This window comes from Gemmiger formicilis, assembly GCF_016901605.1.
GTDB classification, from domain to species: Bacteria; Bacillota; Clostridia; order Oscillospirales; family Ruminococcaceae; genus Gemmiger; species Gemmiger formicilis_B.
On the sequence record NZ_JACJKP010000035.1, the window covers coordinates 1 to 19,488 of the forward strand.

Here is a 19,488-nt window from a genome sequence, read left to right on the forward strand (position 1 = left end):
TGCGCCTCCCTTGAAATGGACCGGAAAGCACTTTGGTGTCTGGGTCTTGGATTTGTTCTGGAGCGTGCACTTTCCGGTTGGGCTGTTGCAACTTTCCCCATTGCCAAAAATACGGGATTGGTCCATACCTTTGCCACCTCCGCAGATAAAACTGTGGTGCGGCGGTTCCTTCTGGTATTGGCAATTCTTGTATGCGCAGCATTGCTGGTCATAGGCAGGGTTGCCGGCGTCTGTATGGCAGTAGCTGCATGGGCGGTACTATGGCGATACCATACCGTCGCGCAAAAGCAGTTTGGGGGCATCTCGGGAGACCTTGCCGGCTGGTTTTTACAAAAAGCGGAACTATGGATGCTGGCAGCACTGGTTGTATGCCGCATTGCGGAGGGAAGCATATGACTTTGGTATTGGGGCCGCTCTACAGCGGAAAGAAGGCTTTTGCCTGTAAACTGCTACACTGCGACGAATCGGAGCTTAGCCATTATGCGGTCTGGAATGTACAAGAACGTGCGGCAGCTGCGGAGAATCTTGAACAGTTGGCCGAAGAATTGGTCGGTTATCAAGTGGTCATCTCCACCGAAGTGGGCGGAGGTGTTGTGCCGGTGGACGCCGAGCAGCGCGCAGCGCGGGAAGCGGCAGGCCGTTTAAACTGTCTGCTTGCCCAGCGGGCAGATACGGTTGTCCGGGTATTTTACGGGCTGCCTCTTATTTTGAAAGGAAGTTTACCACAATGACGATTTATCTGCTGCGGCATGGAACTACAGTTTATAATCTTGAAAAACGGTACCAGGGGCAACGGAATATTCCGCTGTCGGATGCCGGTCGGGATGAAATTCGTCCGGCGGATTTTACGACCGATGTGGTGTATGTGACACCGCTGATCCGTACCCAACAAACTGCAAGCATTATGTTTCCTCAGTCGAAACAGGTTATTGTGGAAGACCTGAAGGAAATGAACTTCGGCAGTTTTGAGGGACGCAATTACGTTGAGATGGAACACGACCCGGACTATCTTGCATGGGTCAACAGCAATTGTGAAACCACTTGCCCTGACGGAGAGCGAAAGGACCAGTTTTCAGCCCGGACCTGCGCAGCGTTTGCAAAACTGGTGGATGAATCCATACAGGCGGGAAGGGAACAGCTGGTTATTGTGGCCCATGGAGGTACTCAGATGGCCGTGATGGAGCGGTTCGCTGTACCTCATTATGAATACTATCATTGGTGCGCCCCCAATGCAGGCGGCTATAAATTGGATGCGTCCCAGTGGCCCCGGAACCAGCAACTTACCTTGCTGGAAACCGTCCAGTATACAAAGGAGCATCACGCATGACGGTTTGTATTGCCGTTTTGGGCGGATTTTTACTGGATTTGTGGCTGGCAGACCCTGCCTGGATGCCCCATCCTGTTGTAGGAATGGGAAAATGCATTACCGGGCTTGAATCTTTTTTGAGAAAGAAATTTCCTGCCACACCGGAAGGAGAGCGGAACGCCGGCTGTGTACTGGCGGCAGTGTTGCCTTTAGGAACACTGGCCGTTACCGCGTTTGTTTGCGGGCTGGCATATTGGCTGCACCCGGCGGCAGGGTTGGCAGTACAAATTCTGTGGTGCTGGCAGGCATTGGCCATCAAAGGTCTGGCGGTAGAAAGCAAAAACGTTTACCGCTGTTTGCAGTCTGAAGGTTTGCCGGCTGCGCGAAAGGCTGTTTCGCGGATCGTGGGCAGAGATACCCAGGCATTGAATGAAGAAGGCGTTACAAAGGCTGCGGTAGAAACTGTGGCAGAAAATTTTTCTGACGGCGTGGTGGCACCGCTGTTTTATATGCTGATTGGCGGTGCACCGCTTGCTTTGTGCTACAAGGCGATCAACACAATGGACAGCATGGTGGGATACAAGAATGACCGCTATCTTCATTTCGGCAGGGCTGCTGCCAAATTGGATGATGCGACAAACTTTCTGCCATCCAGAATAGCTGCCCTTCTATGGATTGCGGCGGCCGCGCTGGTAAAGCAGGACGCATGCAACGCATGGCGCATCTGGCGGCGGGATCGTCACAACCATGCCAGCCCCAACAGCGCACAGACAGAAGCTGCCTGTGCCGGAGCGTTGGGAGTACAGCTGGCCGGTCCGGCCTATTATTTTGGTCAATATTACCCCAAGCCGACAATTGGAGATGCGCGGCGACCGGTAGAAACTGATGATATTCTGCGTGCCAATCATACTTTGTTTGCGGCGTCTGGTCTGGCGGTCTTTTCAGGGCTTGCGCTGCGGATGGCAATTCTTTTTCTTTTGAGGTGAAACAATGCAGTTGGTACACGGTGGCGACTGGGCTGGATTTGAAGCGGAATATGGCTGTGCACCCTTGGACTTTTCGGCCAATGTAAGCCCTTTGGGGGTGCCGCAAGGTGTACAGCAGGCAATTGCGACCGCTGCAGCCGGTGCGGATCGATACCCGGACCCACTGTGCCGCACTTTACGCGCAGCGCTAGCCCAGGCAGAACACGTATTGCCGGAATGGGTGCTTTGCGGTAACGGCGCGGCGGATTTGATCTGGCGGATTGCAACAGCGTTGCGCCCGCACCAGGCATTGGTACCGGCCCCGGCTTTTGCGGAATACGAAGCTGCCCTTCGCAGCACCGGCTGCGAAGTCAAGTATTGCAGGCTTTCTGCCGACAACGGTTTTGCAGTCGACGAAACGTTTGAGCAGGCCATCACAGTGCAAACCGAGATGGTTTTTCTATGCGAGCCCAACAATCCTACCGGTCGTACAACTTCTATGCCGCTTTTGCATCGTATTGCAGACCACTGTGCAGAACAGGGCACTGTGCTTGTGGTGGATGAATGCTTCGGGGAGTTTTTGGATGATCCACAGAAGCATACACTGGTGCCGCTGTTAGGGCAATATCCCAACCTGGTAATTCTGAAAGCTTTCACCAAAATCTATGCCATGGCCGGCGTGCGTCTGGGATATGCACTTTGTTCCAATGCGGATTTGCTGCAAAAACTCCAGGCGGCAGGATCGCCATGGTCGGTCAGCAGTCTGGCACAGGCGGCAGGTATTGCCGCCTTGCAGGAAGTGAAATATGTAGAACAAGTTCGTGCGCTGATCCGTGAGCAAAGGGCTCTTCTGGCAAACGGACTGCAGGCTCTGGGATTGCGCGTGATTCCGGGAGAAGCCAATTACCTCTTGTTCCAATCACAGCAACCGCTTTTGGAACCGCTGCGGCAAAAGGGAGTTTTGCTGCGCAGCTGCGGGAACTATCCCGGACTGGATAATACCTGGTACCGAACGGCGGTACGTACAAACGCCGAAAATCAGCGCCTTTTGGCCACTCTTGAGGAGATTCTGCAATGAGCAACCATAAACAGACCCGGTGCATTATGGTACAGGGAACAATGTCTGGTGCGGGCAAAAGTTTGTTGTGTACAGCACTTTGTCGTATCTTTGCCCAGGATGGCCTGCGTGTGGCACCATTTAAAAGCCAAAATATGGCGCTGAACAGCTATGTGACCCGGGATGGACTGGAAATGGGCCGGGCGCAGGTTGTGCAGGCGCAGGCGGCCGGCGTAGAACCTGATGTGCGAATGAATCCCATCCTGCTGAAACCCAGCAGTGATACCGGCAGCCAGGTAATTGTACAGGGGAAAGTGCGCGGACAGATGCCTGCGTCCCAGTACTTTCGCTATAAAAAGCAGCTGATTCCGGAAATTCTGGATGCATATCATAGTCTTGCCGAGGCGCACGACGTTATTGTTATAGAAGGTGCCGGAAGCCCGGCGGAAATCAACCTTAAGGCCGACGACATTGTGAATATGGGGTTGGCCAAATTGGTGAATGCGCCGGTTTTATTGGCCGGTGATATAGACCGCGGCGGTGTGTTTGCACAGCTATACGGAACTGTGGCGCTGCTTGACCCAGAAGAACGCCGGCGTATTGGCGGCATGGTCATCAACAAGTTCCGCGGTGACCCATCTATTCTGCGTCCGGGGCTTTCGATGTTGGAAGAGCGTACACATTTGCCGGTGTTGGGTGTGGTGCCGTTCCTTGATGTGGATATCGATGACGAGGATTCCCTTGCGCCATGTCTGAGTGAGGCATCCGTGCATAAACCGGTTGATATTGCAGTCATTCGACTGCCGCGGCTTTCCAATTTTACCGACTTTACGCCACTGGAAAATCACCCGGCGCTGGGGGTACGCTATGTCAAGGATGTGTCGGAACTGGGGTATCCGGATTTGATTGTTTTGCCCGGAACCAAAAACACTATAGAGGACTTACTTTGGCTGCGCCAAAATGGGCTGGAAGCAGCCATTCTGAAAGCGTCCGCCAGTCAAACTCCGATCCTGGGAGTATGCGGCGGTTACCAGATGCTGGGACAAACGCTGCAGGACCCGGAAGGGTTGGAGGGCGGTGTCCCGGGGCGGACTTTGCGCGGCCTGGGTCTACTTCCAACTAGCACGACTTTTACCGCGGCCAAAACCCGTACCCGGGTACGGGCGACCGTCACGGAAGGCCCCCTGGCAGGAGCCGTAATGGAAGGATACGAAATTCACATGGGGTGCACACAAACAGATGGCACGCCTTTTTGTCATCAGGAAAACGGTGTAGCGGAGGGTTGTTACTGTTCGCACATTTTCGGAACCTATTTGCATGGACTGTTTGACACCGGTGACTTGACGGTAAAATTGGCCGACTGGCTCTGTATGCGCAAAGGAATTGCGCCGCAACAGGCCGTTGCAGTCAGCCATGCAGCTTACCAGCAGCGGCAGTTTGATGTGCTGGCCGAGAAAGTCCGCGAGGCGTTGGACATGAAAGCCGTTTACCGCTTGATGGAGGAATACCAATGACAGTACAGCATACGCTGCCCGCAGATATTGAGCGAACCAGTATGCAGATTATTGACGAAGAAATGCGGCAGTTAAATATCTCCGTTGACGAAGAAAATGCCGCTGTTGTGCGGCGTGTGATCCATACAACGGCGGATTTTGAATATGCACAAAATCTTCGGTTTACACCGGATGCAGTGAAAAAGGGAGTTCTGGCTCTGCGGGGCGGTGCTTCTGTGGTGACCGATACCAATATGGCGTTGGCAGGAATCAGCAAACCGTCTTTGGCCGCATTGGGTAGCAAAGCTGTCTGTTATATGGCGGATGCGACGGTGGCAGAAATGGCCAGGCAGGCGGGAACGACACGAGCCGTAGCGGCTATGCGTAAAGCTGCCGAACTTTCTCCCGAAGCGATCTACGCCATTGGCAATGCGCCGACAGCTCTTTTGGCGCTCTGCGATTTGATGGAACAAAAGGTTTTGCGGCCAGCTTTGATTATTGCAGCGCCGGTGGGCTTTGTAAATGTGATAGAGAGCAAAGAGCGGCTGTATGCAGTCTGCGTGGAGCGGCAAGTGCCTTGCATTGCAGCCATGGGACGAAAAGGCGGAAGTACGGTAGCGGCAGCAATTTGCAATGCATTGCTTTACACAGCTACCGGACGGTTGGATCCGGCAGCACGCGGCTGGCAGGGGTGAAAAATGAAAAGTGTACGAAAAAACGGTGCTGCAATATCTATGGTCATGGGCGGTTTGGCAGCCTCAGTGATCGTGGCGGCCATTGCAGCGCTTTGCCTGGGAAGCCAGCCCTATGCACTGGGGCAGCTTTGGCAGGCGCTTTGCACGCAAGGCGAGCAGGACCCGGTTTGGCGTGTCATCGCATATGTTCGGTTGCCACGCATGCTGGGAGGCCTGTTTTCCGGTGCCGCATTGGCGGTAGCCGGTGTGCTGCTCCAAGCGGTTCTTAATAATGCAATGGCCAGCCCCAACGTGATTGGTGTAAATGCCGGGTCCGGATTCTGTGCATTGTTAGCGATGGTTTTGGTGCCGACCGTGCCCGGAGCCATGCAGTTTGCAGCATTTCTGGGAGCTCTGGGATGCTCGATGCTTGTGTATCTGCTTGCCTGGCGCGCAGGACTTTCCCGTACCACACTGGTGCTGGCGGGCCTGGCTGTCAGCGGCATGCTGACGGCGGGAATCAATACCCTGAAACTGCTCTGGCCGGAAATTGTAGCCAGTTCTCCGGGGTTCCTTACAGGCGGGCTTTCCGGTGTCACTATGAGCATGCTTGGCGCAGCCTTTCCGTACTTTGTAGTAGGCTTGCTTTTGGCGCTCTTTCTCACGGTGGACCTGAATGTGTTGTGTCTGGGAGAAGAAAGCGCAGCAGGGCTGGGCCTGCATGTGACGCGAACCCGTTTTCTGGGCATTCTGGCAGCAGCGTTGCTGGCGGGGGCTGCGGTAAGCTTTGCTGGTTTGTTGAGTTTTGTGGGGTTGCTCGCACCACACATTGCGCGCAGACTGGTGGGTACCGACTATCGGATTCTGGTGCCGGCATCGGCCTTATTGGGAGCTGCGTTTGTGACCGTGTGCGACATGGCTGCGCGACTTTTGTTTGCTCCGTTTGAATTGCCTGTGGGAATCTTGCTCTCCCTGATCGGTGGGCCTTTCTTCCTGAGCCTGTTGCTGCATCGCAAAAGGGGGCGTATTTATGTTTGAACTCCGGCAGGTATCCGTTGGATACGACGGCAGCCCGATCTTGCGAAATGTGGCGTTTGCCGCGCAAAGCGGTCAAATTACCACGTTGGTGGGAACCAACGGATGCGGTAAAACCACGCTGCTCAAGGCCATTGCCCGTCAGCTTCCTTTGCTGGAAGGCGATATTGTATTGAACGGACGTTCAATTCGGGCGTATGATCGAAAAGAGTATGCCCGTGCTGCCGCCTTTATGCCGCAAGTGCGCAACATTCCGGAAATAACCGTGCGCGGGCTGGTCAGTCATGGACGTTTTCCATATCTTGGCTTGTCCCGGCAGATGACGGCGAAAGACCGCGAAGCTGTCCGGCAGGCTATGGAGGCCACCGGTGTCCAGCAGTGGGCGGACCGTGATCTGCGAGAACTTTCGGGCGGAGAGCGGCAGCGGGTATATCTTGCCATGGCATTGGCACAAGGCGGCGATGCCATTTTGCTGGATGAACCCACAACCTACCTGGATGTTTCTGCACAATTTGAATTGCTGGAATTACTTCGCACGTTGGCTGCACAAGGCAAGGCAGTGATTGTAGTGTTGCATGATCTTGCGCAGGCGTTGCAGTACAGCGACCGGGTAGCTGTACTCGGGGAAGGTCGACTGATTGCTTTTGACACGCCGCAGCGCCTTTTTGAACAAAAAATTTTGGACAGTGTCTTTAACGTAACACTTTGCAGAGCACCTGAAGGAACCTATTACTTAAAGCGGTAAAATCAAAACAAACCGCCTCTTGCAATTATCCGGACAATATTGTATAATAACTTTTGCGGACAGGGCTGAATTGCGCTGTTTTGCGTACAGATGCGGGCCCCGTGCGTGGGCGGCCTGTGAACCATGTCAGGCGGGGAACCGAGCAGCATTAAGCGGCGCTCGTCCAGTGCTGCGGCAAGCCTGCATCTGTACGCAAAGCAGCGCAGCCGCGTGCTCTGCCCGCTTTTTCTGATTTTACGGGGAGGTGTGCCTTATGTACCGTGCGTTGTATCGCAAATGGCGCCCGCAGCGTTTTGCGGATGTGGTAGGGCAGACGCCCATTGTCACTGCGCTGCAAAATCAGATTGCGGCGGGACGCATTGGGCATGCCTACCTGTTTACCGGAACCCGCGGTACCGGCAAGACCACCTGCGCAAAGATCTTTGCAAAAGCAGTGAACTGTCTGGACCATTCCAGCCCGGACCCTTGCTGTGAATGTGAAGTCTGCAAAGGAATTGACAGCGGCAGCATCATGGATATTATCGAGATGGACGCCGCTTCCAATAATGGTGTGGATGACATCCGTGATCTGCGGGATGAAGTGGCCTATCTGCCCTCGGTATGCCGTTATAAGGTATACATTATCGACGAGGTGCACATGCTCTCGACACAGGCGTTCAATGCACTGCTTAAAACCATGGAAGAACCGCCGGAGCATGTAATCTTTATTCTGGCTACGACCGAAGTACAGAAGGTACCGGTCACAATCCTCAGTCGGTGCCAGCGGTACGATTTCGCCCGCATTACGGCACAGGATATTGCCGGCCGACTGACTTATGTGGCGGAACAGGAAAAGATCGATCTTGATCCCGGAGCGGCACAGCTGATTGGCCGTTTGGCGGATGGTGCCATGCGTGACGCACTTTCGATTCTTGATACCTGTGCGGGTGTTGATAATCGCGTGGATGAAGCGTTGGTGCGCCGCATGGCCGGCGTTACCGACAGGGGGTATCTTTTCGAAATCAGTGATGCCATAGCGGCAAAGGATTCCGTGACAGCACTGGAAAAGATTGCAGAACTCCGTCAGCAGAGCGTCGATATGCGTCGGTTGTGTATGGAACTGGCCGGGCATTATCGTAACCTGATGTTGTGCGCGTTGCCAGGGGGCACGGCACTCTTGACTGGTACTTCACCGGAAGAGGAAGCGGCCTATGCACAGCGAAAAGACTTTTCGCAGGCAGAAGCGATTCGGGCTATCAATGCATTTGGCCAGGCACTTGAAAAAATGAGCCGTGGGACCGATCAGCGTATCGAATTGGAACTGGCGGTGTTTTCCTTAACACAGCCGCAGGCGACTGTGACTGTGCCGGCCGCACCGGCGCAACCTGTCCAACCGGCGGCACCACAGCCTTTTGCAGCTGCAGCGCCAACCGCTTTTACGGCAGCGCCACCGGTACAGAATGCGAAACCCAGCGCACCGCCGCCTGTAGTGCAGGAGAAAGTATCGGAAATACCGGAAGAACTCCCGCCTCCGGAAGAAGAACCGGAATTTTTGCAGCCTGAGATGCGTCCGGCGGTTCCCACGCCGCAACCGTCGGCTGCACCGACGGTTCAGCCGGCAGCGCATAAAGCAAAACCGAAGCAGGAAGCCGGCCCGCTGGAACCGTTCCCGCAATGGGCCTTGGTTTTGGCCGATCTTGAAGAAACAGACGGCATGATGATTTCGTTTTTGCGCGGTACCCGTGCCTACTATGACGGGAAGCATGTACTGTTTGAGTGCAGCGATGCATTCCGGGATTATATCCGGAACAACCGCGAAGTCAGCAAAAAGTTAAAGGAAACCATCTACCGTGTCACCAAAATTCGGTGCAGTATCGGTCCTTATGAAGCCCCAAAAGATGAGGATAACGGAAGCCCGCAGATGTCCATTGACCAGACTCTGCAAAACATGCAGGCACTGGGCGTGGATGTTCAAATTGAAGATAAATAACAATTGGAGGATATTCCTATGAAAGCAAGATTGCCCAAAGGCTACGGCCGCCCTGATCCCAACGCTATGATGCGCCAAGTCCAGAAGATGCAGGATGAAATCCGTGCCAAACAGGAAGAGCTGGAAGCCAAGGAATACACGGGGACGGCCAGCGGTGAAATGGTAACTGTCACCATGACCGGCAAGCATGAAATCACAGCTGTCAAGATCAAGCCAGAGGCCGTAGACCCGGACGATATCGAAATGCTGGAAGATCTGATCGCGGCGGCCGTTAATAGTGCTGTGGCAGCTGTTGATAAAGATTCTGAGGAAGAAATGGGCAAGCTGACGGGCGGAATGAACATTCCCGGTCTGGGCTAAGAGGGTAGATCATGCCGCAAAACGTTGAACCGCTGGAAAACCTGGTGGACCAGTTTGCGCGTTTTCCCGGAATCGGCCGCAAAGGCGCAACTCGGATGGCTTATGAAGTGATGTCCATGTCCAACGAGCAGGCCATGGAGCTGGCTAAAGCCATTGAGCATGCCAAAAAAGATCTTCATCGTTGCCGGATCTGTCAGGATTATACGGCAGGGGAAGTCTGCAAAATCTGCGCTTCGCCCAAACGTGACCGCAGTGTTATCTGTGTGGTGGAAAGTCCGCGGGATATCAAGTCCATTGAGCGTACTCATGAATACAACGGATTGTACCATGTTTTGCATGGTTTGATTTCTCCCATGGACGGAATTGGCGCAGAACAACTTTGTGTGAAGGAATTGCTGGCGCGCCTTAACGACACGGTTAAGGAAGTAATCATGGCAACCAGTCCCACAGTGGAGGGCGAAGCCACTGCCATGTACTTGGCAAAACTCATCAAACCGATGGGGGTGCGGACTACGCGCCTTGCTTACGGTTTGCCGGTGGGGTCCAGTTTGGAGTATGCCGACGAAACCACCTTGTACCGTGCTATGCAGGGGCGCGGGGAACTGTGACGGTTTTCTCTTGACTTCTTGACGAGGCTGCGTTATAATTTGAAATTACTACACGCAAAGGAGGCACGCTTGATGGCAGAAGAAAAGACCGGCAAAAAGATTATTGCCCAGAACCGTGAAGCGCGCCACGAATACTTTGTGATCGAAGCCCTGGAAACCGGCATCGAACTGGTGGGGACTGAGGTCAAAAGCTTGCGTGCAGGCGGTGTAAACCTGAAGGATTCCTGGGCTGATATTGACGATGGCGAATTGATTGTGAAGGGTATGCACATCAGCCCTTACGAACAAGGGAACATCTTTAATAAAGACCCGCGCCGCCCCCGCCGTTTGCTGGCCCATAAAAAGGAGATACGTCGCCTGGGGCAGCAGATTAAATTGCAGGGCTATACACTGGTTCCTCTTTCGCTCTATTTCAAACATGGGCGGGTAAAATTGGAATTGGGGCTTTGCAAAGGTAAAAAGCTTTATGACAAACGCGCCACAGCTGCAGCGCGTGATGCCAAGCGAGATATTGATCGCGCATTGAAAACGCAGCGATAAAAGCTGTTTGCTTTTGCTTTCCCGGTGAGGGAATCCTCACCGAAAATGCGGGGCTGTAATGGTTTCGACGGGGAGAGAAAGGCGTGAGCAGCGGGCCGTGGCGGTGCACCACGATAAAAGCGCCAACTAAAATTAACTGACAACAATTATCCTGTTGCCGTCGCTGCCTAATTAGGCGCGACCGTCCTGCCTGCGTTAGTACCGCGCAGGGTCAGGGCGTCGATTAGGTACTGAACGTGCACGGGCTTAAGCTTTGCGGCCCGTCATGCATTTATGAAGCTACCAAGGCGTAGTGCGTGTGTATTCGCCCGCGCCAAGGGAAGTCTAATAAATACACTGCGCCCGGAGATACTCTAACCGATTTCTTTTCGGACACGGGTTCGACTCCCGTCAGCTCCACCAGATGGACATTACATGAACACCTACTTTTTCAAAGGCGGCTTTGCCGTAAGGGTGTGGCTGTGATGTCAAAACAGAATCCGAGGGCCAAGGCATTGTGCCTTGACCCTCGGATTTTTATATACTTATGAGTAAATGGCAGTGTTTGAATGGGTACTTCTTGATTAATCGCTTAGTGTTTGCTAGATGGACATCGTTAAAATAGATTTCGTCATGAAAGGTTTAAAACTTTTTATTTGGACTTTTCTTTTGACTATATGTATTTTATCATAAAATATAAAAGATACTGAAGAGAAGCCTTTTGAACTTCAAGAATAGCAATACCTATTCTAAGGAGAATATTATGAAAAATAAACTTTTTTCTTTAGCTGATATGGTGAAGTTGCAGGATAATAGTGAGGTATCCGAACCTTATGTGCGATATTTATGTGGTTTAGAGCCAGAGCACCAATACCGCCATCAAGAAGTCATGGATATATCCGTACTTCTTAGTTGTATTTCTGTGTCAACTGATAAACTTGAAGGATTTCTATATGGTTATGTTGTTCCACAACTTAATAAAGAATTTGATTTGTTAAAAATTTCGGAAACAGATTGTTTGAATGTTGAACTAAAAAGTGGCACAGTGTCTCCTGAAAAATTACAACGCCAACTGAGGCAAAATTTTCACTATTTAAAGTTACTTAATCGTAAACTCCATTTGTATGTCTTTATATCCTCCAGTAAAAAGATTTACACGATGACTCATGATTTTGAACTTGTGGAATCTTCGCTTGAAGAGTTGGTATCTGCACTAAATTCGGTATATACATATAAATTTGTGGATCTTGATGCAGTTTTTCTTCCCAACAACATTCTTGTTTCACCACTTAACTCTCCGGATCGTTTTCTTAAGGAGGACTATTTACTTACAGAAAACCAAGAAAATATAAAGAAATCGGTTATGGAACATATTAGAACTAATACACAAGGTCGTTTTGTTGGGATTACCGGCGGACCAGGTACAGGTAAAACTCTAGTGGTCTACGATATTGCGAGAGAGTTATCAACAACAATGAAAGTTCTTTTAGTCCATAGCGGAATACTGTGTGATGGTCATTTCGAACTTAATAAACAACTAGACAATATTAGAATAATATCCGCAAAGGAACTGAGATTGCGCGAAATCCGAGATGTGGATATTGTGATAGTTGATGAGGCACATCGTTTATATACAGAATCATTGGAGAAAGTTGAGCGTTGGGTAAAACGCGCAAAGACAATTTGTTTGTTTTCATATGATGCGGGACAAACGTTGTCTGCTTCTGAAAATCGCCGCCGAACAGCAGATGCAATAGACGTACTTTGCGAAAACAATATTTATAAACTTACCAATAAGATTAGAACGAACAAGGAACTAGCATTATTTATAACCTGTTTACGAGATCTTAGTAAATATAGAGATAATTATACTTTCCCTCATGTTAAAATTATTTATGAGCCTGATAAGGAGGCTGCTCTGTTACGTGCAAAAGGACTAGAGAAAGAAGGCTATACATACATATCATTTACTCCTTCTTTCTATAATCATGAGCTTGATTATCAACAGAGCGAATACAATACCCACAATGTTATTGGGCAGGAATTTGATGGAGTGTGTATGTTGTTAGACTATAACTGGCGATATGAAAATGGGCGTTTAAAAGGCTTGGTGCATCCAAATCCAGACTATTTGTTTACAAAATTGTTGTATCAAGGCTTAACAAGAGTACGAAGAAAATTAGCTTTGGTTGTTTGCTCAGAGTCTGTACTGGAAGGAATACTTCTACTACTCCAAAATAGTTAAAACTAAATGAAAATGATTATGATAGTATTCTTTTTTAATAATTAGTAGAGAAGGTAGCGATAGTGTCCAGATTTCAATACTACTCAATAGATAACCTAATTCGCTTCTTCCTTGAACAAGGAAAAGAAGGCGATTGCTGGGATTTTAAGCAAGAGTGGCATGAGAACATTGCAGACTTGATTAAGGATATCGTTTGCTTTGCTAATACTGTACATGATGAAAACTGTTACTTGATTTTTGGCGTAGCAGACAATTTAGATATCACAGGTATGCAAAAACCGAGAAGAAAACAGGCAGATATTATTGACGCTATATCAAATCTTATGTTTGCTGGAGATGTATATCCTGCTGTAGAAGTAAAAACTACTGTTTTTGATGGTACTGAGTTGGATGTATTGACCATTTTCAATGTTAAAAATACACCAATCTATTTAAAAAAGCAGTATGGGCAGATGCGTCCAGGATGCATATATACTCGGATAGGTGATAAAAACACGCCGGATAACGGAAATGCTGATATGACTGACATAGAGGATCTGTGGCGTAAAAGGCTTGGCCTTACCAAACCGCCATTAGAATATATCTATGATAGACTGCGCAATAAAGCTGAATGGACTGCTTCTGATAATGGATATTACAATGTTTATCGACCAGAATATACGATAGAAATATGCCCAAACGATGATGATTTAGATGCGGAATTCTATGCCTATGCTATGCCGAATGAGAATACTTCCTATGATGAGTTGAATATCAAGTATCAGACGACGATCCTCGATTCATATCAGATAGTCGTTCTTGATGGTGGAAGACTACAGATTCCTACACCAACTTGGGGCTTTATAGGCCACTATGGATATGGTTTACATCACAAATATAGCTACAAGTACTATATCTGTGGGAGCAAGCGATACAAGCTACTGCAATTCTTATACGATCCTCAAAATGGTGATCATCGTTATGCATTTATGCATCTCCAGGAGGTTGTGGTGTTCTATTACTCTGACGAGGAGCGGTTAGACTTTGAAGCGTATATCGAAAGGCACCAAAATTTACTCAGTAGTACAATTGCTGAAATTTCACAATTCGACTATATCACAACTGACACAGAGCAAAAAACAGAGATATATAAAGAACGGCTGAAAGTTGGCAAAGCTATAAATCAAATCCTAAACGAATGGAGAAATACTCATAGCTCAACATAATGAACTGTTTTAGAAAAGACCACACAGCAGACTGCAAAGTCTGCTGTGTGGTCTTTTTGTGGGTACCGTGTGAGAGATGTTCTCTAAAAATTGTTGATCTGAATAGTTACTAAGTGAACGACCCGGAATAGAGAATTATTCTGTATATTATCTTTAAATTTTACGTCACTCCTTGCTTTGAGCAGAATACTTCTTTTCCCATGCCTCAAGCTCTTTTTGCCCCTGGTCACTGGCATAGAATTTCTGAATTTCAGGCACAAGGAATCGGGCAAAGGAATCAATGATGGGCTGTGGCAATTCGATCTCGTATGGATTTTGACGTTTTTCTTGGCTGGCCATAGTGTATTGCCCCAACAGCAAAACCTTTCCGGCTCAACTCAGTCCATCTCACACTCCTTCCCGGCGATACACAGCTGCGAAAGATTGTTCCCATACACAGAGGGGAAACAGATAATTTTAAAGCCTGAGAAAATTCTCATAGAGCTCCTTTCCCATCCCTTCCCTTCCGGGGTTTTCGCCGGAAAAGCCCGCGTAAAATAGCTTGGATCGGAAGGGAATGAATCGAATTAAACTGGGTATATTTATCTTTTTCTTTTTATCTACCGTCCGTTTTTCGCACTTCAAGAAAGCGGATTACTGTACTTGTCGAATTCATTATTCAGACTTCCGGCGTTCCGTAATCGGATTTCTTGAAGTCGGTGTTCGAAACCGCTTCATAGTGTTTTGGGTAGATACGGTTGGGTTTTCCACACCCCTGTTTTTTGATGGATACAAGATCTGCATATTGCAGCTCCCGCAGCGTGTCCACCGCTTTTTGACGGCCACAGTGCAGCAGCTCGCACACCTCGTTGATGGGGTAATAAAGATAAATTTTGCCATAATCGTCGGCCCATCCGTTTTTGCGGGACAAATCCGTTCGACGCAGGATCATCGCATACAACAGTTTGGCCTCGCTTGACAAGGAGCAAAAACTTGGTGCCTCAAACAGAAAATTGGGCAGTCGTGTAAAACTTTGGGCCGGTGGCTTCTGATGAATGTAAAAGGGTTTTGTAGCCATGACAGGTACCTCCATGCGGACAATTAGAACGTGATTTCTGAGCGATAAGGGGTATTGCTATTCATCTCCATGATTGCCAGGCTGGAAACCGAGCATATATCCGGCTTTTAGAAGCTCTATTTGTCCGTATTCAACCTCCGTTTCCTGTCACTTGCTGTTTTCTGACGGCGGTGTACCTTGCGGACACAATCGGGACAATACTTGGCACGGTTGGATTTTGCCAGAAACGGCGTACCACATTCTGCGCATCGCTTCAATCCTTTGGGACTGGTGATTTCAGCTTGTAAAGCCGGAGCACCTGGCAGAACCCGATCCCGGAACCAGGTGCAGCACAGAGAATAAGAGATGCTCTGTACACAGACACAAGGCTCGCCATCATCCAGCGCAATACAATTGCCGCCGTCATAATTGCAGCAAGATTTTCGAATCAGCGCATTGGCTTTTCTCCTTTGCTTGGGTGTCATTTGAATCAACAAATTGTTTTTCCTCCCAGCTTTGTGGTTGCAGCATATGCAGATATTTTTCCATGCGCTTTCCTCCATTTCATGTAGAGAATTGATTTTGTGAGATTTATGGTTTATAATAAACGTAAACCGTAAACTCTAATTGAATTGTACCGCAGAAAAAGCCTGAATGCGGTATATCAACCACAAATTATTTTGGTTTCAGAAAACGCACGTTTGTAAATTATAGTTTATAAACGGATAGGAGGATAAACTCATGCTGTATGACGAAGCACGGATGGCGCTGACCAAAGAGCGGCTGGAAGATCTTCGTAAAGAAAAAAAGCTGTCCTTTGAACAGCTTTCCAAGCAGCTTGCAGAGCGTGGCGTCAACATCAGCCATACAAATCTCAAAAATTATGAAATCAACGATCCTGTCCATCCTCTGTATGGCCGTACCCGCAGCATGAGCATCGAGTATCTGGTCGCCTTTGCGGATTTTTACGATGTGTCGGTGGAGTATCTGCTGGGACTGTCTAACTCTCGCAAACAGGAATACCACAATATTTCTGAGCAATTGGGTCTGTGCGACGGGGCGATTGAAGAATTGATTCGATGCAAGGAAGATTCTAACAGTGAGGAAGATCCGAAAATATATGCACAGCAGGATACGGCAATTCTAAATGATTTTCTCACCAGTATGGAGTTTGAAATTGTGATGGAGAAGATCAAGCAGAGCTTATTTTCGTACTATCTGTACGCACTGAGCAGTGATGCTTTTGGAACAAAACGGCGTGAGAGAAATGCTGAAAAATTGGAAGAAGCCCGCCTGTTGATGAACAAATATGGTTACTTTCCGGTTGAGAATGATGTAATTTCCCAAGTCCACATGGAAAATGCTATTGGCGTACTGAACTCTTATCTGCGAAAATTGCCGAAGCGACTATATGATGAATTTAGGAAGAACTAAACAAAGAAAGTAGGTTGCTAATATGGATAATCAGATTCACAACCAGATTGTGAGCTTTATTTGGGGCATTGCTGATGACTGTCTGCGCGACGTATATGTGCGTGGCAAGTATCGTGATGTGATTTTGCCTATGACGGTGATTCGCCGTCTGGATGCTGTTTTGGAGGATACGAAACAGCAGGTTATGGACATGAAAGCCAAACTGGATGCTGCGGGGATTACCAATCAAACGGAGGCACTGTGTGTAGCTGCTGGACAGGCGTTTTGCAACACTTCTCCCTTCCGTCTGCGTGATCTGACGGCCCGCGCCAAGCAACAGCAGCTCAAAGCCGATTTCACCGCATACTTGGACGGTTTTTCTCCAAATGTACAGGAGATTTTGCAGAAGTTCCAGTTCCGAAACCAAATTGACACAATGATCGAAGCCGATATTCTGGGCGCAGTCATTGAAAAATTTGTGTCGAAGGAAATCAACCTCAGCCCTAATCCGGTTTATACCGATGATAGCAAAACCGAGATCAAGCTGCCGGGACTGGATAACCACGCCATGGGCACTATCTTTGAAGAACTGATTCGCAAGTTTAACGAGGCCAACAACGAAGAAGCTGGTGAACACTACACACCTCGTGATGTGGTGGAACTGATGGCAGATTTGATTTTTGTTCCTATCAAGGACCAGATCAAGGATGCCACCTATTCCTGCTATGATGGAGCCTGCGGTACGGGTGGTATGCTGACCGTGGCGCAGGATCGCCTGCTGGGACTGGCGGAAGAAACCGGCAAGCAGGTTTCGATTCACTTGTTTGGCCAAGAAGTGCAGCCGGAGACCTATGCCATCTGCAAAGCGGATATGCTGCTGAAGGGTGACGGAAAACAAGCAGAGCATATCAGCTATGGCTCTACGCTGTCGATGGATGGTAACGCCACCAGACAGTTTGATTTTATGCTGTCCAATCCTCCTTACGGAAAGACATGGAAAGTGGACGCAGAAAAGATGGGCGGCAAAAAAGACATCCTGGACAGCCGTTTCAATGCCTACCTGGAGGATGGCACTCAGCTTGCCATGATCCCCCGTGTCAGTGATGGCCAGTTGCTGTTCCTGCTGAATAATGCGGCGAAGATGAAGACGGATACCCCTCTGGGCAGCCGCATCGCAGAAGTTCACAACGGTTCCTCTCTGTTTACCGGTGATGCAGGTTCCGGCGAAAGCAATGCCCGCCGTTACCTCATTGAGAGTGACCTGGTGGAAGCGGTAATTGCACTGCCGGAAAAAATGTTTTATAACACAGGGATTGGTACTTATATCTGGGTGCTGAGCAACAAAAAAGAAGAACGCCGCAAAGGAAAGATTCAGCTGATCGATGCCACGGCTATGAAATCCCCGCTGCGTAAAAACATGGGCGAGAAAAACTGCGAGCTGACACCGGAGCTCCGGGATGAAATCATGCGGATTTTCATGGAGATGGAAGAAAGCTCCGTCAGCCGTGTATTTGACAACCGGGAATTCGGATATTGGTCCATTACTGTCGAGCGCCCTCTTCGCCTGCGGGTGTACCCTGACAGAACGATTCCTGCCGACACTTTCAAAAAGGCGGAGGAGTTGGAGCAAGTACAGAAAGCAATCCGCTCTGTCCCGGCAGGAACCCCTACCGATGATTGGACGGTTTTTTCCAAGGCCACAAAGCTAAAAGCGGCCGCATTGAAAAAGATTCGTCCCTTTATCACGGAGAAAGATCCCATGGCGCAGCCCGTTGACGGAGAACCTGATACCGACCTGCGGGACACAGAGATGATTCCCTTTACTTATGAGGGCGGGATCGATGCCTTTATGAAAAACGAGGTGTTGCCATATGCGCCGGATGCCTGGGTAGACGAAAAGAAAACCCAGATCGGTTATGAGCTGTCCTTTACCAAGTATTTCTATCAGCCGGTGCAGTTGCGTAGCATGGAGGAAATCGTAAACGACCTCAAAAAGTTGGAATCTGAAACTGATGGTATGCTGGCGGAGATTCTTGGAGGAGTTGAGCAATGAGAAGATACGAGGCATATAAAGACACGGGGCTATTTTGGTTGCCTCAAATTCCACAAAAATGGGAATGGAAATTTCTTTCTCAAGTTGCCAAAGAGCAAAAGGATAGGAAGCCGGAAAATATAGATTTTGCGGTAATGTCACTGAGTTATGGAAATATAATACGCAAAAAAAATCTTAGCGCCGGATTGGTGCCAGAAAACTATAACAATTACCAGGTCATCCGTAAAGGAAATATTATACTAAGATTAACAGACCTACAAAATGATCATACGAGTTTGAGAACAGGGTTAGCAAAAGAAACTGGGATTATAACATCTGCATATACTTGCCTTTGCCCATTAAGCAATTCAGCATATCTACACTACTTACTTCATGCGTACGATATCCGAAAAGTTTTTTATGGCATGGGAGGAGGCGTTCGTCAGTCGATTGGGTACAAAGATATTAGAAATATGTATGTTCCATGCCCATCTCATAAGGAACAAGATCAGATTGTACGATATCTGGAATGGCAGACTTCTAAAATCAATCGGTTAATTGCCGCAAAAAAACAACAGATTCAAGTGTTGAGAGAACAGCAACAAAAATTGATTTGCGAAGTAATCACAAAGGGCGTACATAGTGATGTTGGCTACAAAGACAGTCATATCGCTTGGATTGGCGATATCCCCAGCCACTGGTCGGCTATTCGCTGCAAATACCTGTTTAGGGAAAGAGATGAGCGGTCAAAAGAAGGTATGGAAACGCACCTGTCAATGAGCCAGAAGTACGGCTTGGTTCCTGACTCCCAACTGGATGAGCGCCG

22 protein-coding genes and 2 other RNA genes are annotated in these 19,488 nt (G+C 49.0%); 20 read left to right on the top strand and 4 right to left on the bottom strand.

Annotated elements, in window-relative coordinates; all coding sequences use genetic code 11:
* The 17 genes from H6B10_RS04330 to H6B10_RS04410 form a co-directional block, all read left to right on the top strand.
* The coding region (locus H6B10_RS04330) for an adenosylcobinamide-GDP ribazoletransferase (protein WP_204650065.1) at positions 1-396 on the top strand (396 nt) is incomplete at its 5' end.
* Positions 393-731, top strand: coding sequence for a bifunctional adenosylcobinamide kinase/adenosylcobinamide-phosphate guanylyltransferase (locus H6B10_RS04335; RefSeq protein ID WP_204650067.1), 339 nt, complete (start codon positions 393-395; stop codon positions 729-731). The genes H6B10_RS04330 and H6B10_RS04335, both read left to right, overlap by 4 nt.
* Complete coding sequence (locus tag H6B10_RS04340; RefSeq protein WP_204650069.1) at positions 728-1,327, top strand: histidine phosphatase family protein; 600 nt, start codon at positions 728-730, stop codon at positions 1,325-1,327. Before H6B10_RS04335 ends, H6B10_RS04340 begins: the two co-directional genes overlap by 4 nt.
* Complete coding sequence (gene cbiB, locus H6B10_RS04345; RefSeq protein WP_204650072.1) at positions 1,324-2,292, top strand: adenosylcobinamide-phosphate synthase CbiB; 969 nt, start codon at positions 1,324-1,326, stop codon at positions 2,290-2,292. Before H6B10_RS04340 ends, cbiB begins: the two co-directional genes overlap by 4 nt.
* A 4-nt stretch (positions 2,293-2,296) precedes the next feature.
* A complete protein-coding gene (gene cobD / locus H6B10_RS04350) occupies positions 2,297-3,349 on the top strand; it encodes a threonine-phosphate decarboxylase CobD (RefSeq protein ID WP_204650075.1) in 1,053 nt (350 codons plus the stop codon).
* Positions 3,346-4,842: a cobyric acid synthase gene (locus tag H6B10_RS04355; RefSeq protein WP_204650078.1), complete on the top strand. Its 1,497-nt coding sequence runs from the start codon at positions 3,346-3,348 to the stop codon at positions 4,840-4,842. Before cobD ends, H6B10_RS04355 begins: the two co-directional genes overlap by 4 nt.
* Entirely contained in the window at positions 4,839-5,516 is a 678-nt protein-coding gene (locus tag H6B10_RS04360) for a precorrin-8X methylmutase (RefSeq protein ID WP_204650081.1), read from the top strand. Before H6B10_RS04355 ends, H6B10_RS04360 begins: the two co-directional genes overlap by 4 nt.
* Before the next feature lie 3 nt (positions 5,517-5,519).
* Positions 5,520-6,533, top strand: a complete 1,014-nt coding sequence (locus H6B10_RS04365; RefSeq protein WP_243427250.1) for a FecCD family ABC transporter permease — start codon at positions 5,520-5,522, stop codon at positions 6,531-6,533.
* On the top strand, positions 6,526-7,275 hold the full coding sequence (locus H6B10_RS04370) for an ABC transporter ATP-binding protein (RefSeq protein ID WP_204650084.1): 750 nt from the start codon (positions 6,526-6,528) through the stop codon (positions 7,273-7,275). Before H6B10_RS04365 ends, H6B10_RS04370 begins: the two co-directional genes overlap by 8 nt.
* 90 nt (positions 7,276-7,365) lie before the next feature.
* Positions 7,366-7,464, top strand: an RNA gene (gene ffs / locus H6B10_RS04375) — signal recognition particle sRNA small type.
* Positions 7,465-7,528: 64 nt separating this feature from the next.
* Complete coding sequence (dnaX, locus tag H6B10_RS04380) at positions 7,529-9,244, top strand: DNA polymerase III subunit gamma/tau (RefSeq protein WP_204650086.1); 1,716 nt, start codon at positions 7,529-7,531, stop codon at positions 9,242-9,244.
* Between the two features lie 18 nt (positions 9,245-9,262).
* Positions 9,263-9,604, top strand: a complete 342-nt coding sequence (locus H6B10_RS04385) for a YbaB/EbfC family nucleoid-associated protein (protein ID WP_204650091.1) — start codon at positions 9,263-9,265, stop codon at positions 9,602-9,604.
* 11 nt (positions 9,605-9,615) lie between these two features.
* A complete protein-coding gene (gene recR, locus H6B10_RS04390; protein WP_204650093.1) occupies positions 9,616-10,212 on the top strand; it encodes a recombination mediator RecR in 597 nt (198 codons plus the stop codon).
* 72 nt (positions 10,213-10,284) lie between these two features.
* Positions 10,285-10,752 (top strand): SsrA-binding protein SmpB, encoded by a 468-nt coding sequence (gene smpB / locus H6B10_RS04395; RefSeq protein WP_204650096.1) that lies wholly within the window; start codon positions 10,285-10,287, stop codon positions 10,750-10,752.
* Positions 10,753-10,801: 49 nt separating this feature from the next.
* Positions 10,802-11,154: a transfer-messenger RNA gene (gene ssrA / locus H6B10_RS04400) on the top strand.
* Between the two features lie 340 nt (positions 11,155-11,494).
* A complete protein-coding gene (locus tag H6B10_RS04405) occupies positions 11,495-12,976 on the top strand; it encodes an ATP-binding protein (RefSeq protein WP_204650099.1) in 1,482 nt (493 codons plus the stop codon).
* Positions 12,977-13,038: 62 nt separating this feature from the next.
* A complete protein-coding gene (locus H6B10_RS04410) occupies positions 13,039-14,181 on the top strand; it encodes an RNA-binding domain-containing protein (protein WP_204650102.1) in 1,143 nt (380 codons plus the stop codon).
* A gap of 165 nt (positions 14,182-14,346) precedes the next feature.
* Here the strand turns inward: H6B10_RS04410 and H6B10_RS04415 are convergent, their stop codons facing one another.
* The 4 genes from H6B10_RS04415 to H6B10_RS18690 all read right to left on the bottom strand — a co-directional run bounded on the left by H6B10_RS04415 (position 14,347) and on the right by H6B10_RS18690 (position 15,766).
* Entirely contained in the window at positions 14,347-14,520 is a 174-nt protein-coding gene (locus H6B10_RS04415; protein WP_204650105.1) for a hypothetical protein, read from the bottom strand.
* A 319-nt stretch (positions 14,521-14,839) separates the two neighbouring features.
* A complete protein-coding gene (locus tag H6B10_RS04420; protein ID WP_204650108.1) occupies positions 14,840-15,238 on the bottom strand; it encodes a replication initiator protein A in 399 nt (132 codons plus the stop codon).
* A 116-nt stretch (positions 15,239-15,354) separates the two neighbouring features.
* A complete protein-coding gene (locus H6B10_RS04425; RefSeq protein ID WP_243427252.1) occupies positions 15,355-15,669 on the bottom strand; it encodes a cysteine-rich VLP protein in 315 nt (104 codons plus the stop codon).
* Positions 15,641-15,766, bottom strand: coding sequence for a hypothetical protein (locus H6B10_RS18690; RefSeq protein ID WP_275951050.1), 126 nt, complete (start codon positions 15,764-15,766; stop codon positions 15,641-15,643). Before H6B10_RS18690 ends, H6B10_RS04425 begins: the two co-directional genes overlap by 29 nt.
* Positions 15,767-15,958: 192 nt before the next feature.
* Between H6B10_RS18690 and H6B10_RS04430 the strand changes: the two genes are divergently transcribed.
* From H6B10_RS04430 to H6B10_RS04440, 3 genes are all read left to right on the top strand, one after another.
* Positions 15,959-16,651: a helix-turn-helix domain-containing protein gene (locus tag H6B10_RS04430; RefSeq protein ID WP_204650114.1), complete on the top strand. Its 693-nt coding sequence runs from the start codon at positions 15,959-15,961 to the stop codon at positions 16,649-16,651.
* Positions 16,652-16,673: 22 nt separating this feature from the next.
* The gene (locus H6B10_RS04435) at positions 16,674-18,683 is read left to right on the top strand and encodes a type I restriction-modification system subunit M (protein WP_204650116.1); all 2,010 of its coding nucleotides are present in this window, start codon (positions 16,674-16,676) and stop codon (positions 18,681-18,683) included.
* Positions 18,680-19,488 (top strand): restriction endonuclease subunit S (locus H6B10_RS04440; RefSeq protein ID WP_204650119.1); only part of this gene is annotated, 809 nt, incomplete at its 3' end. The genes H6B10_RS04435 and H6B10_RS04440, both read left to right, overlap by 4 nt.